Genomic DNA, 12,612 nt, shown 5'->3' with positions numbered 1-12,612 from the left:
TCAGGCCGCAGCGCTGTCTTGATGGCGCGCCGAACCCGGAAGCGGTGGGGGCGCGAGCCGCAGACTCGGTGGTGGCGGCTCATCCTCGGCCGGGATGCGCCAGCGGGGCCGATCAGTGCGCAGGTCGGCGGGTGGGCCGTCCGGGTGTAGGCCCGGCCGGGACATGACCACGACGATCGCGTAGCCAACGAAGAGGAACCCGTGACTGACCAGCCGGGCGGTCTCCACCCGCCCGGTCATCACATCGTTGACCGACAGGAGCACCAGCGTGCCGACGAAGGCGCTCAACATGGGTAGCAGCCCGGTCGGTGGGGTGCGGCGGGCGGCGACGAACAGGAACCCGGCACCGACGGCGATGTTCCACGCCGCTGCCTCGTGCCACAGGTGGCCCGAGGCCAGTGGGCCGCCGGCGTGGATGTGTGGGCCCGCCGCCGCCTGACCGACCTGGGTCAGGCCCAGCATGACCTGCAACGCTCCGGTCAGCCCGAGCACTGCGCGCAGGGCGAGTGCCAGCCGTTGTCGCCACGGCCGCCGCATCGTCGCCCCCGTCGGTGCCGTTGCGGGGTGCGCGGCCAGGATCGCATCGGTGAGGTCGGGGCCGATCACGCTGACCGACAGCCGCGCCCGGCGGGTGATCGCCGCCGCCTGGTCAAACCACGTCCGGCACGCACCGCAACTGGCCAGGTGGGAGTCGGCCGCCGCCCGCTCGGCCGGGGTCTCTTCCCCGTCCAACTGCGCCGACAACACCTCGCGCCACTGCTCACACCCCATGTACCGGTAGTCGGATCGGTGCCGGCGCTGGTTCCCACGCGGGGCGGGAAGGGTCCTCAGCCGGCTGCGGTGTCGCGGGCCGACCCGCCGGAGCGGGCCTGAAGCGCGACAACCAGATCTTCCCGAGCCCGGGACACCCGTGATCGGATCGTCCCGACCGGGCAGCCGCACACCTGTGCGGCCTCGGCGTAGGAGAGGCCGAGAACCTGGGTGACGACGAACGCCTCCCGGCGGTCGGTCGGCAGCGCCGCGATGATCTGTTCCAGGGCGACCTGCCGGTCGAAGCCGCTCTCGTCGGCGACATCGTGGGAGTCGGTCATCGGGACCGTCCGCGGACGGGACGTGGCGGCCCGTACGTGGTCCACCGCGACCCGCCGGGCGATGCTGAACAACCAGGTACGGGCTGAGGAGCGGCCGGCGAACGAGGGCAGCGACCGCAGCGCGCGCAGGTAGGTCTCCTGCGTCAGGTCATCCGCCTCGGCCGGGGAGATCAGGGCGGCCAGGAAGCGCCGAACCTGCTGCTGGGTCGCCCGGATGAAGGCGGCGGCAGCCGCCTGATCACCGCGTCCCGCGTCGAGAGCCCACGAGGTGACATCGGTGTCGTCGGTCACGGTGGGTACCTCCGGGTCGCCGTTCGGAGCGAACGACGGGCACAAAATGCCCGTACGGGACGGCTGAGCATCGTGCTGAACGGTAGCGTACGGCACTCCCGGGATGCCGGCCTCTTGCCGTTCGAGGCCGCCGATTGTTCCGGATCAATCCGGGGTGGTGGTTCGTGCCTCCCGGGCGGCCCGACCCATGCGGGCGACGGCGTCGGTGAGAATCGTCGGGGAGGTGGCGAAGTTCAGCCGGACCCAACCCGCTCCACCGGTGCCGAAGGCGTGCCCGGAGCTGAGGGCCACCCGTGCACGTTCCAGGAACAGCTGGGCCGGCCCGGCGCTGACCTCGCTGGGCGCACCGTCGGATGGTTCGGGACGCGGGCCGATTCGCCGGCAGTCCAGCCAGGCCAGGTAGGTGCCCTCGGGGCGGTGGTAGCCGACCGTGGGCAGGTGCTCGGCCAGTAGCGCCTCCAGTCGGGTGCGGTTGGCGTGTAGTCCGTCGAGAAGGTGGTCGAGCCACTCCCCACCCGCACGGAGGGCGGCTGTCTGCGCGACCACACCCAGGTGGCTCGGTCCGTGGCTGACCTCCTCCGGCATCCGGGCCAGGTCGGCCGCGGCGAGCGACCCCGCGACCGCGAGTGCCGCCTTCAAACCGGCGAGGTTCCATGCCTTGGAGCCGGAGGTCATCGCGAAGGCGTCCTGGGTGCCGGTGACGGTCAGGTACGGGGTGACGTCTGCCCCCGGCAGCGCCAGCGGCGCGTGGATCTCGTCGGAGATCACCCGCACGCCGTACCGGCTGGCCAGCTCGGCGACGGCCTCGAGCTCCGCGCGGCGGTGTACCACTCCGGTGGGGTTGTGCGGGTTGCACAGCAGGAAGGCCGGTCGCTTGCTTCGGGCGCGGGCGCGCCGGAAGGCCTCGTCGAGGGCGGCGGGATCGATCCGTAGGTCGGCGCCGAGTGGGGCCTCGATCACCTGCCGTCCGGCGTGGCGGGTGAACGCGTAGAAGGGCGGGTAGACGGGGGAGCAGACGACAACGGCGTCGCCGGGGTCGGTCACGAGCCGGAGCACCTCGACGATGCCCTGCATCACGTCGGGTACCACCGCGGTTCGTCCGGGGGAGAAGTCGGTCCAGCCCCAGCGTTCGGCGGCGAACGCGCCGAACGCCTCCGCGTACCCCGTTGGGTGGGCGTAGCCGGTGTCGCCGAGCGCGATGGTGCGGTGCAGCGCGTCGGCGACCGCGGGGGCGAGTGGGACATCCATCTCCGCCACCCAGAGCGGAAGCACGTCCGGGGCGTATCTGCCCCACTTCACACTGGTACGTCGCCGGAGCTGATCCAGCGTGAGCTGGGTGAGCGGGTTCGGTGCGGCGACGGGGTGATCGTCGGTGGGCGCGGAGCGGGACATCCGCCCACCCTAGGGCGTTCGGCGGCGGGCGGACTCTGGGCCCGGTATGCGGACTTGCCCAACGTTGAACGACTGTTTAATGTAGCGGAGTGGCATCAAGTGACGGCGTTTTCGAGACTCGGGCTGACGGCTTCGTCACCACGGGTTTCTGCCGGGATGCCGCGGGGATCGCGTCGCCGGTTTACGGGCGGTTCACCCATGGGCTGCACGTCGATCGCGCGATGCTCGACGACTATCTGATGTACGTCCCGGATCCGCCCGCGGCGAGCGGCGCAGTAGGCACCTGTGCGTTAGCTATCACGCCCCCGGCGTGAATTTCTCCGCGGCGACTCACCGATTCTTCGTGGGCTCCGCCGTGACCGACTCGGACCACCCCCGGGGCTTCATCCTGCCCGGGTCTTCCTTAACGAGGTCTACGACCATGACTACGGCAATCGACATTCAGCGCATCGATAAGCGCTTCGGCCGCATCAGGGCACTGGACGGTCTCGACCTGCAGGTCGAGACCGGCACCGTGCACGGCTTCCTCGGCCCCAACGGCGCCGGCAAGTCCACCACCATCCGAATCCTGCTGGGGCTGCTCCGTGCCGACCGCGGCCGGGTTCGGCTGCTCGGTGGTGATCCGTGGGGCGACGCGGTGCGACTGCACCGCCGGCTCGCCTACGTCCCCGGCGACGTGGAACTGTGGCCCAACCTGACCGGCGGCGAAGCGATCGACCTCTTCGCCCGCCTGCGCGGCGGGACCGACCCGGTTCGCCGCGACGAGCTGTGCCAACGCTTCGACCTCGACCCCCGCAAGAAGGGGCGGACCTACTCGAAGGGCAACCGGCAGAAGGTCGCCCTGATCGCGGCGCTGGCCAGCGACGTGGACCTGCTGCTGCTCGACGAGCCGACCGCTGGGCTGGACCCGCTGATGGAGGCGGTGTTTCAGGAGTGCATCCGGGAGGCCCGCGCGGCCGGCCGGACCGTTCTGCTCTCCAGCCACATCCTTGCCCAGGTCGAGGTGCTGGCCGACCAGATCTCGATCATCCGGCAGGGGCGGATCGTCGAGACCGGCTCCCTGACCGACCTGCGTCACCTGACCCGGACGTCCGTAGACGCGATCGTCGACCAACCGGCCGCCTCGCTCGCCACCCTGGCCGGCGTATACGAGCTGCACGACACCGACGGTCACGTCCGCTTCGAGGTCGACGGCGATCACCTCGCCGCCGTCATCCGGCGGCTGGGCGACCTCGGTGTGCGCGGGCTGACCGTCCGGCCACCCACTCTGGAACAGCTGCTGCTGCGGCACTACGGCGATGAGCCGGCCCGGCACGGGGTGGTGGCGTGATGGCCACCGTGACGCTGGACCGTCCGGTGGTCGCGGCGCCTGGTCGGGTCGGCGGCACGGTCACCGGGACCGGCACCCTGCTGCGGTTCATGCTGCGCCGCGACCGGATCCGCCTCCCGGCGTGGACCCTCGGCCTGGCGCTGCTGATGGGGTACTTCGCCACCGCGCTGGAGACCTTCGTCGAGAGTCCCGAGGACCTGGAGGGGCTGACCGCCTTCTCTGGCAGTCCGGCCGGTGCGCTCTTCGGCGGACCGGGGTTCGGCTTCGACGCCCTGACCATCGAGCGCTTCCTCGCTGGGCAGTACGGCCTCTACGTGGCCATCGGTGCAGGCCTGATGGGGCTGCTGACAGTCGTGCGGCACACCCGCGCGGAGGAGCGCTCCGGTCGGGCCGAGCTGATCCGCGCCAACGTGGTCGGCCGGCACGCCCAGCTCACCGCCGCGCTGGTGCTGGCCGCCACGATGGCCGCGGTCGTCGCCATCCTGATCGGTGGCCTGATGGCCAGCCGGGGCTACGACCTTGGTGGGTCGTTGCTGTTCGGTGCTTCGGTCGGTGCCGTGGCGCTGGTGTTCGCCGGAGTCGCGGCCGTCACCGTCCAGCTGTCGGAGTATCCCCGGGCCGCCTCCGGCGCGGCCGGCGCCCTGCTCGGAGCCGCGTTCGTGCTGCGCGGGCTGGGTGACATGGCGGCGGCGCAGGGCAGCGGCGGGGCCTGGCTGTCCTGGTTGTCACCAATCGGCTGGTCCCAGCAGACCGCGCCGTACGTGTATGACCGCTGGTGGCCACTGGCGATCTCGCTGGCCTTCGCGGTGACCGCCGCCGTCGGCGGTTACGCGCTGTCCGCCCGCCGGGACTTCGGTGCCGGGCTCGTGCCGCCCCGCCCTGGGCCGGCTCGGGCGGCAGCCTGGCTGGACGGGCCGCTCGCGCTCGCGTTCCGGCTGCACCGGGCGAGCCTGATCGGGTGGAGTGTGGGACTGCTCGCCGCCGGCCTCGCCTACGGCTCGTTCACCCAGCCACTGCTCGACGGGTTCACCGACGCGCCCGAGGACATGGTCGCCATCATGGGCGGTGCGGAGAACCTGTTGGACGGCTACCTCGGCACCATGGGCCTGACCATGGCCCTCGCCGTCGGGGTATACACGGTGCTCGCCATGCAGACACTGCGGGCCGAGGAGAGCGAGGGACGGGCCGAGTCGGTCCTCGCGACGGCCGTCAGCCGTTCGGCCTGGATCGGCAGCCACCTCGCGGTGACGGCGGTCGGCGTCCCGTGGCTGTTGCTGGTCGCCGGCGCCGGAATGGGCGTCGGGGCGGCGGTGAGCACCGGCGACGCCGGGTCCTTCGGTGGCCTGTTGCTCGGCCACGTGGCGCACACTCCGGCGGTCTGGCTCCTCCTCGCCGCCGCCGCGGTGCTCTACGCGGTGGTGCCCCGGGCCCTGCCGCTGATCTGGGTGGTGCTCGGCTACGGGCTGGTCGTCGGGTACTTCGCCCCGATCCTCGAGATTCCCGCCGGCGCCGTACGGCTGTCACCCTTTGCGCACGTGGGCGAACATCCGTTGGAGGAGGTCAGTGTGGTCGCGGTCATGGTGCTGACCGTGCTTGCCGTGGTGACCGCCCAGGTGGCTCGCCTGGCGTTCCGGCGGGACGTGGTCGGTCGAACCTGACCGGGTGGCCCGTGGGGCGGCGAGGGGTCGCCGCCCCACGGGAACCTACCGGGATCCGGCCACGTCTGATCTGACATGACCAATAGTCGACTCCGCTGGACGGCGTCCGCCGTGTCGCTGCTCCTGCTCGTCACCGCCTGCGGCCCGCAGGACGAGGTGGCCAACGCCGACGGTCCCGGTCAGCCGGCGGCGTCCCACCCCGCCGACGCGGTGGTGTTCCAGATGACCTCCGTCGGCGGGTTCGGGATGCCGTCGGCGCTGGCCGGTCGCATCCCGTCCATCAGCGTCTACGGTGACGGACGGGTGATCAGCCAGGGCCCCACGATCCTGATCTATCCCGGGCCCGCGCTGCCCAACCTCCAGGTCCACCCGATCGCCCCCGAGGACGTGTCGACGTTGCTGGAGTCGGCGCGGGCCGCCGGCGTGGACGGCGCCGTGGACTTCGGCACTCCGGCGCTCGCCGACGCGCCGACAACCCGATTCACGGTTCGCGGCCCGAACGGCACCGAGCAGATCGACGTCCCGGCCCTCACCGAGGCGGGCGACGACGCACCCGGCCTCACCGCCGACCAGCGGGCGGCTCGGACGCAGCTGCGGGCGTTTGTCACGTCGCTCACCGGCGATTCGGGTCCGCTGGCGCCGACCAAGGGTGACAGCGCGCAACCCTACGTGCCCACCACGCTCGCGGGCATCGCGGAACCGTACACCGACGAGGAGGGCCTAGGTCAGCCCGAGGTGGCCTGGCCCGGGCCAACGCTGCCCGGCGAGCCCCTCGGCACCGGCAACGGGCCGGGCTGTGTGACCGTCACCGGAGATGCGCTGCGGACGCTGCTTGCGGACGCGGCGGAGATCACCGCGGCGGCACCGTGGACCTCGGACGGCAAGAGCTGGACGGTGCAGCTGCGACCGTTGCTGCCAGAGGAGACGAGCTGCGGGGATCTCGTGGCCAACGGCTGACACTGGCCCGGGCCGGGCAGTGCGAGCCACACGGGGGATTGCGTGCGGCGAACGTGAAGGTTGATCGTGTCCTGTTATGGACTCGGCATTGACCCTGATCGGATTGCCCGTCGCGCTCGGCATCATCATGCTCGGCCTGGGCCTCGGGCTGACCGTGGCGGACTTTCGTCGGGTGGCGCGATACCCGAAAGCCGCCCTCATCGCCCTGGTGTGCCAGGTGCTGGTGCTGCCGGCGCTCTGCTTCGGACTGGTGCTCGCCTTCGACCTGGCCCCGGAACTTGCCCTCGGGATGATGTTGCTGGCCGCGTCCCCCGGGGGCACCACCGCCAACCTTTTCAGCCATCTGTTCGGCGGACACGTCGCCCTCAACATCACCCTGACCGCCATCAACTCGGTGCTGGCCGTGGTCACCCTGCCGATCGTGGTCAACCTCTCGGCGGCATACCTTCTCCCCGACGGGAGGAGCCTCGGCCTGCAGTTCGACAAGGTGCTGCAGGTCTTCGCCATCGTGCTCATCCCGGTCGCGATCGGCATGCTGATCCGGGCCCGGGCGCCCCACGCCGCCGTACGCCTGGACCGGCCGGTCCGGGTCCTATCGGTCGTGGTGCTCGTCGCGGTGGTCGTCGGCGCGGTGCTGAACGAACGGGAGAACCTCGCCGACTACTTCGTCGCGGTCGGCTTGGTGGTGTTGGCGTTCAACGTGCTCAGCCTCGCGGTCGGATACGGCGTGCCCCGGCTGGCCGGGGTTGATCGGGGTGCCGCGACCGCCTCCGGATTCGAGATCGGTATCCACAACAGCACCCTGGCGATCACCGTTGCGCTCAGCCCGGCGTTGCTCGACAACACCCGGATGGCCATCCCCGCCGCGGTCTACGGCATCGTCATGTTCTTCACCGCCGCAGCCTTCGGCTTGCTGGTGACCCGCAACGGATCCCAGCCGGAGGAGCCGGTTGGCCAGAATCCGTAGCAGCGGGGGATGGTAGACAGTCGGCGTGGTGGAGTGGAGCCGGACCGGCGAGCGTGGCATCGAGGATGCGGTTCTGGACGCCGCCCGTGACTGCGTCCTCGCCTATGGCGTACGTCGTACGACCGTGACCGACGTGGCGCGTCGTGCCGGGGTTTCTCGGATGACCGTCTACCGGCGCTGGCCGGACGTGCAGTCGCTAATCGGCGATCTGATGACCCGGGAGTGGCAGCAGGTGCTGCTGGCCGCGGCGACCGACGAGGGCACCGGGCACGCCCGGTCCCGCCTGGTTGAGCGGGTGGTGGCGGGCGCGCGGGTGTTGCGGGAACACCCGTTGCTGTGCAAAATCCGCGACGTTGACCCGGAGGTGCTGATTCCGTACCTCCTCGACCGGCGTGGCGCGGGCCAGGAGGAGATGCTGCGGTTCCTGGTGGACGCCGTCGCCCACGGCCGGGCCGACGGCTCGGTCCGGTCCGGCGAGGCCGAGACCATGGCCCGGGTTGTCCTGCTGACCACGCAGTCCTTCGTGCTCTCCGCCCGGACCGTCGCTGATGGTCTTCCCGCCGCCAGCCTGGACCGAGAACTGGCCCGGTTGGTGGACGGCTACCTGCGGCCGGACTAGAACTCATCCCAGCTAATCTCCTGCATGGTCAAAGGTGGCCGGTAGCAGGCCGTCGAGGTTCGTGGGCGAGCCGGACCGCTGTCGTGAACGCTGTTGTCCAGGGGAAGGCTTTCTGTCGCTCGTTGCCGTTGCCGGGCAGGTGTGGTTCCCATTGGTCGTCGGGGCCGAGTAGGACGTGTACCCCCTCGTCGCGGAGGCTGGCCACGGCGTGCTGGAACGGCGTCCGCGCGGCGAGGGCGGCGTTGACGAACGGGACGATGACGGTCGGTACCTGCCTGCCGATCAGCTCGGCGACGGAGGTCATGGCGTAGTTGTCCGCGAGACCGAGGGCGATCTTGTTGATCGAGTTGTAGGTCGCCGGGGCGATGACCAGGGCGTCGGTGGCGGGAAGCGACCGGCGGGTGCCGGGTGACGATTGGTAGGTCGACCGGACCGGCTGGCCGGTGAGGCTTTCCAGTGGCTGCGGTTCGATGAAGTTCATCGCGCTCGGGGTGGCGGTGACCGTCGCTGTCCAGGATCGGTGCTGTGCGGCCTTGACCAGTTGGGCTGCGTTGGTGGCGGGGCCGGCGCCGCAGATGACGATCTGGAGGTGACCGCCGGTCACAGCGCGATCCCGGCGCTTTGGGCGAAGTCGACAGCGGCGGTGCGGATCGAGCCGGTGGCGAGAATGGCGAGGTCACTGGCGATGCCCTGGACCGCCGGTCGGCAGCGGATCTCCTCGGGTGCCACCTCGTACGCGATGCGCAGCGCGCCGAGGCCGTGTTCGTAGCGGCCCCACTGGGTGTAGGCGCGTGCCACGTCCACGTACAGAGATGCCCGGCGTTCTACCAGCGTCACCTTGTCCAGCGCAACGGTGCGGGCGACCGCGATGGCGGTGCCGGCATCGCCGAGGGCCAGCGCGATGTTGACCTGGTGCAGCAGGACGTTGACGGCGCCGAAGCCGGTCCACCGATCGTTGCCGTCGTAGCCGAGGCAGGTCGCGGCGCGGGTTGCTCCGTCGAGCATCGCGTAGGCGGTGTCCCGGTCGTCTCGGCGGGCGGCGGCGATGGCTCCTCGAAGGACGAGGGCGCCGTAGACGGCCACCGCGTCGGTCGACGCGAGGCGGGTGCCTCGGTCGAGTGAGTCGGCCGCTTTCGCGGCGAGGGTGACTGCCTGGTCGTCGTGGCCGTTGCTCATCAGCGCATGGGTCATGATCCGGGCGCTCGCGGCAATCGCCACCGGGTCCTGGCTCAGGGCAGCGGCGTGGGTGCTCCGTTCGGCTGCTACCAGGGCCGGCCCACGGTCGCCCACTTTCAGCAGGGCACTGCCGACGACGTGGTACAGGTCAGCGGCCAGGACCTCGACCCGTTGCCGTTGTTCACCCGTCGTGCCCGACCGCACCGCTTCGAGGCAGGGCAACAGCGTCGCGAGTCGGTTGAGTACCCGCCCGTACCGGCAGGCCTGATAGTCGACCCCGCGTAGGAGGGCTCTCCGTCGCATGTCACCCCCCGAATCCGAGTCGCGGTCTGCGTCATCGCCAGTATCCGCATGCCCGCCGGCATCCGGCCGTGCGGCACCCGCAGCTGTACCGCTGGTGCCCACCGTACGCAGGACCTCGAAGCGTGCCCGTGCCTCAGGTGCGGCTCGGGACAGCACGGTGTCCAACGCGGCCTGCATGTCGGCGCGGGGAAGCACCTTGTCACCCTGGCTGCTCCACTTGGCCACGGTCCGCCGCGCTGCGCCGAGGTGCTCGGCGAACCCGGTCATGCTCATCCGTAGCGCATGTCGCAGCGCGTTGGCGTCCCGACCGGTCCAGGTCGCCAGCGTCGTCATCGCACGTCCTTCCGGAACGGACAGTTCATCGGTGGAGGTGATGCTAGCCACACATGGGGTGACGGTATGTGCACTGCGGGTGCATCGCCGCGACATTCCGGCCGTGCACCGACTGGGCCAGCCTGGTTGTGCCGACGCAACCGATCCAAGCGGCGCGCCGGTGGGCCAGCGGCAACCTAACGGCAGGGAGATCCAGATGGACGTGTCGATCGGTGACATGGTCGGAATGCGACCCAAACCACCGGCCAGGGCTTGTGCCGGGCACTCCGTCGACCGCACAGGTGATTCCCCATTTGCGTACCGCCAGCAGGGCTGCGTGGGTGGGTGACCGGCGGTCTGCTCCCAGCCGCCGGCCGACGGCGGTGGGCTTGCCAGCATGCCGGCAAGCCCACCGCGCACCCGCGTCGTCCGGATGTCGGCGATGACGACGTATGTGTCTCGGTACGCTGCGACCGGCCAGCTGACAGCAGACCGCATAGCGCCGACTCCGGCATCGACGCGGCCGTTCTCAGCTGATCCGCCACTGCTGACGCACGTATGGCGGATCGTGTTTGAGCGTCAGGCGCGGGACAGCGAGCGTCGATGAGCAGGCATGGCGTGCCTCCTGTTGCGGTCGGCCCGAAGATGCCGTCGGAGCACCTGCCGCTGCGTCCGCTCTGGCTGTGCCGCCGATGCGGGCAGCCGTGGCCCTGCGGCGCGGCGAAGCTTGCGCTCCTGGCTGAGTATCGAGAAGTGCCGGTGAGTCTGTTCCTCTACCTGGCTAGCTGCCTGCACGACGCGATCGACGACCTGCACCGGCTTAACCCGAGCGTCACGGGCAGCGCCGCCGAACTGTTCGACCGGTTCCTCGGCTGGCCTGCCCGGGTGGCGTGCCCACCCCGCGCCTAGCCGGCTCGGTGTGGTCCAGCACCGCGCCGGGGACCGGCTATGGCACCAGGATGCCGGGGTTGAGGATGCCGGCCGGATCCAACTGCCGCTTGACCGTGCGGAGCAGGTCAACGGCGAGCTCCCCGATCTCGGTCGCGTACCAGTCGCGGTGATCGGTGCCGACTCCGTGATGGTGGGTGATGGTGCCCCCGGCGCGGGCGATCGCGTCGCTGGCGGCCGCCTTCGCGGTGCGCCACCGGTCGATCGGATCGGAGCCGGGAGAGCAGATCACGGTGAAGTACAGCGATGCGCCGGTTTCGTAGACGTGGGAGACGTGCGCCAGCACCAGTGTGCCCTCCGGCAGCGCGCCGAGGATCGCCGCCCGGACCCGCTCGTGCACCTCGGGCAGCCGGGACCAGTACGCCGCGGTCTCCAGGGTCTCCGCGAACGCCCCCGCGTCCAGCAGCGCGTCGCGCAGGTATGGAGCGTCGAAGCGGTGTCGCTGCCACTGCCGCCCCGGTTCGGCGCCCAGCGGTTGGCCGTCCTGCGCCGCCAGAACCGCGGCGGCCGTCTCGGCGGTGGCGTGGACCTGCTCACCCTCGTACCCGACGACCAGGAGACAGCCCCCGTCGGACTGACCCCAACCCGTCGCCCCGATCAGGGTCTCGACCTCGTCGGAGAGCCGCAGTACCGTGGCCCGCGGCCCCTCCTGCGCCAGTCTCCGTACGGCGTGCAGCCCGGCGGCGAAGGATTCGAACCGCCAGCCCTCGTAGTGTGTCTGCGCCGGGATCGGTCGCACCCGTACGGTCACGTCGGTGATGACGCCCAACGTCCCTTCACTTCCCAGGAAGAGCTGTCGCAGGTCGGGGCCGGCGGCGGAGGCGGGGGCGCGTCCCACTCGGATGGTGCCGCGGGGGGTGGCGACGGTCAGCTCGGTCACCAGCTCGTCGAAGCGACCATACCCGGTTGACGCCTGCCCACAGGAGCGGGTGGCGGCGAAGCCACCGATGGTGGCGTATTCGTAGGACTGGGGGACGTGGCCGAGGGTGAATCCGTGCTCGGCGAGCAACTCCGCGGCGCGGGGGGTGGGTAGTCCCGCCTGGAGAGTCGCGGTTCGGGAGACGGCGTCAACGGCGAGGATCCTGTCCAGCCGGCCCAGGTCAATGGTGAGGTGTGCGGTCGCGGTGGGTGTCACCCCGCCGACGACCGAGGTGCCACCCCCAAAGGGGGCCACGGGCACCCGGTGCTGGGAGCAGATGTCGAGGACGGCGAGGACCTCGGCGTGATCGGCAGGGCGGACCACCGCCTGCGGGGCTCGGTGGAGCACGCCTCGGCGCCGTCGTAGTAGGTCGGGTGTGGACAGACCGGTCGCGTGGCGGGCCCGGATCGCCGGGGAGGTCAGCACGTGGTCGGTGCCGACGGCCGCCCGGAGCGCGGTCAGAACCGCCCCGTCGGGTTCGGCAACGGGCATGGCGACCTCGGGCAGCGGCACGGCCGGGGGTGTCGGTGTCAGCTCCAGCAGCTGCGCCAGTAGCTCCGACGCGGAGTCCGGTAGGGGTTGTGCTTCCGAGGCCGACCCCCAGCGGTTCCATCGGTCGGCGTCTTCCCCTTCTCCATTCATGTGTGAC

General features: G+C 70.9%; 14 protein-coding genes. 8 read left to right on the top strand and 6 right to left on the bottom strand.

Annotation, left to right across the window (positions count from 1 at the left end):
• The 3 genes from STROP_RS13025 to STROP_RS13015 form a co-directional block, all read right to left on the bottom strand.
• A complete protein-coding gene (locus STROP_RS13025) occupies window positions 1-771 on the bottom strand; it encodes a zf-HC2 domain-containing protein (protein WP_012013813.1) in 771 nt (256 codons plus the stop codon).
• Between the two features lie 56 nt (window positions 772-827).
• Window positions 828-1,382 (bottom strand): sigma-70 family RNA polymerase sigma factor, encoded by a 555-nt coding sequence (locus STROP_RS13020; RefSeq protein WP_026274856.1) that lies wholly within the window; start codon window positions 1,380-1,382, stop codon window positions 828-830.
• 144 nt (window positions 1,383-1,526) lie between these two features.
• Window positions 1,527-2,774 (bottom strand): MalY/PatB family protein, encoded by a 1,248-nt coding sequence (locus tag STROP_RS13015; RefSeq protein ID WP_012013811.1) that lies wholly within the window; start codon window positions 2,772-2,774, stop codon window positions 1,527-1,529.
• 89 nt (window positions 2,775-2,863) lie between these two features.
• Between STROP_RS13015 and STROP_RS13010 the strand changes: the two genes are divergently transcribed.
• The 6 genes from STROP_RS13010 (at window position 2,864) to STROP_RS12985 (ending at window position 8,305) form a co-directional block, all read left to right on the top strand.
• Window positions 2,864-3,088, top strand: coding sequence for a hypothetical protein (locus STROP_RS13010; protein WP_018829986.1), 225 nt, complete (start codon window positions 2,864-2,866; stop codon window positions 3,086-3,088).
• 107 nt (window positions 3,089-3,195) lie between these two features.
• Window positions 3,196-4,104: an ABC transporter ATP-binding protein gene (locus STROP_RS13005; RefSeq protein WP_012013810.1), complete on the top strand. Its 909-nt coding sequence runs from the start codon at window positions 3,196-3,198 to the stop codon at window positions 4,102-4,104.
• Window positions 4,104-5,762 (top strand): ABC transporter permease, encoded by a 1,659-nt coding sequence (locus STROP_RS13000; RefSeq protein WP_012013809.1) that lies wholly within the window; start codon window positions 4,104-4,106, stop codon window positions 5,760-5,762. The genes STROP_RS13005 and STROP_RS13000 overlap by 1 nt, the downstream gene beginning before the upstream one ends.
• Before the next feature lie 75 nt (window positions 5,763-5,837).
• Entirely contained in the window at window positions 5,838-6,719 is an 882-nt protein-coding gene (locus tag STROP_RS12995) for a hypothetical protein (protein ID WP_012013808.1), read from the top strand.
• A 76-nt stretch (window positions 6,720-6,795) separates the two neighbouring features.
• Entirely contained in the window at window positions 6,796-7,686 is an 891-nt protein-coding gene (locus STROP_RS12990; protein WP_012013807.1) for a bile acid:sodium symporter family protein, read from the top strand.
• A 25-nt stretch (window positions 7,687-7,711) separates the two neighbouring features.
• Window positions 7,712-8,305 carry a TetR/AcrR family transcriptional regulator gene (locus STROP_RS12985; protein WP_012013806.1) on the top strand — a complete coding sequence of 198 codons (594 nt, stop codon included), beginning with the start codon at window positions 7,712-7,714 and terminating at the stop codon, window positions 8,303-8,305.
• Between the two features lie 28 nt (window positions 8,306-8,333).
• On the opposite strand, the gene STROP_RS12980 is transcribed toward STROP_RS12985, so the two are convergent.
• Window positions 8,334-8,909: a flavoprotein gene (locus STROP_RS12980; RefSeq protein ID WP_012013805.1), complete on the bottom strand. Its 576-nt coding sequence runs from the start codon at window positions 8,907-8,909 to the stop codon at window positions 8,334-8,336.
• Window positions 8,906-10,117, bottom strand: a complete 1,212-nt coding sequence (locus STROP_RS12975) for a hypothetical protein (protein ID WP_043535371.1) — start codon at window positions 10,115-10,117, stop codon at window positions 8,906-8,908. Before STROP_RS12975 ends, STROP_RS12980 begins: the two co-directional genes overlap by 4 nt.
• 376 nt (window positions 10,118-10,493) lie before the next feature.
• Between STROP_RS12975 and amcA the strand changes: the two genes are divergently transcribed.
• Both amcA and STROP_RS12970 read left to right on the top strand, forming a co-directional pair.
• Window positions 10,494-10,703, top strand: coding sequence for a multiple cyclophane-containing RiPP AmcA (gene amcA, locus STROP_RS26185; protein ID WP_148217346.1), 210 nt, complete (start codon window positions 10,494-10,496; stop codon window positions 10,701-10,703).
• Entirely contained in the window at window positions 10,700-11,005 is a 306-nt protein-coding gene (locus tag STROP_RS12970; protein ID WP_012013803.1) for a hypothetical protein, read from the top strand. The genes amcA and STROP_RS12970 overlap by 4 nt, the downstream gene beginning before the upstream one ends.
• Window positions 11,006-11,042: 37 nt before the next feature.
• Here the strand turns inward: STROP_RS12970 and STROP_RS12965 are convergent, their stop codons facing one another.
• Complete coding sequence (locus STROP_RS12965) at window positions 11,043-12,605, bottom strand: FAD-binding oxidoreductase (RefSeq protein ID WP_012013802.1); 1,563 nt, start codon at window positions 12,603-12,605, stop codon at window positions 11,043-11,045.
• Between the last annotated feature and the right edge of the window lie 7 nt (window positions 12,606-12,612).

It is taken from the genome of Salinispora tropica CNB-440, assembly GCF_000016425.1.
GTDB lineage: Bacteria > Actinomycetota > Actinomycetes > Mycobacteriales > Micromonosporaceae > Micromonospora > Micromonospora tropica.
The sequence above is the reverse complement of the archived record's forward strand: the minus strand, read 5'-3'. Positions and strand labels throughout refer to the sequence as shown.

Coding starts and splice junctions, on each gene's coding strand:
- STROP_RS13025 (WP_012013813.1), bottom strand. CDS start 771: ATGGGGTGTGAGCAGTGGCGCGAGGTGTTGTCGGCGCAGTTGGACGGG.
- STROP_RS13015 (WP_012013811.1), bottom strand. CDS start 2,774: ATGTCCCGCTCCGCGCCCACCGACGATCACCCCGTCGCCGCACCGAAC.
- STROP_RS13005 (WP_012013810.1), top strand. CDS start 3,196: ATGACTACGGCAATCGACATTCAGCGCATCGATAAGCGCTTCGGCCGC.
- STROP_RS13000 (WP_012013809.1), top strand. CDS start 4,104: ATGGCCACCGTGACGCTGGACCGTCCGGTGGTCGCGGCGCCTGGTCGG.
- STROP_RS12995 (WP_012013808.1), top strand. CDS start 5,838: ATGACCAATAGTCGACTCCGCTGGACGGCGTCCGCCGTGTCGCTGCTC.
- STROP_RS12990 (WP_012013807.1), top strand. CDS start 6,796: ATGGACTCGGCATTGACCCTGATCGGATTGCCCGTCGCGCTCGGCATC.
- STROP_RS12975 (WP_043535371.1), bottom strand. CDS start 10,117: ATGACGACGCTGGCGACCTGGACCGGTCGGGACGCCAACGCGCTGCGA.
- amcA (WP_148217346.1), top strand. CDS start 10,494: ATGCCGGCAAGCCCACCGCGCACCCGCGTCGTCCGGATGTCGGCGATG.
- STROP_RS12970 (WP_012013803.1), top strand. CDS start 10,700: ATGAGCAGGCATGGCGTGCCTCCTGTTGCGGTCGGCCCGAAGATGCCG.
- STROP_RS12965 (WP_012013802.1), bottom strand. CDS start 12,605: ATGAATGGAGAAGGGGAAGACGCCGACCGATGGAACCGCTGGGGGTCG.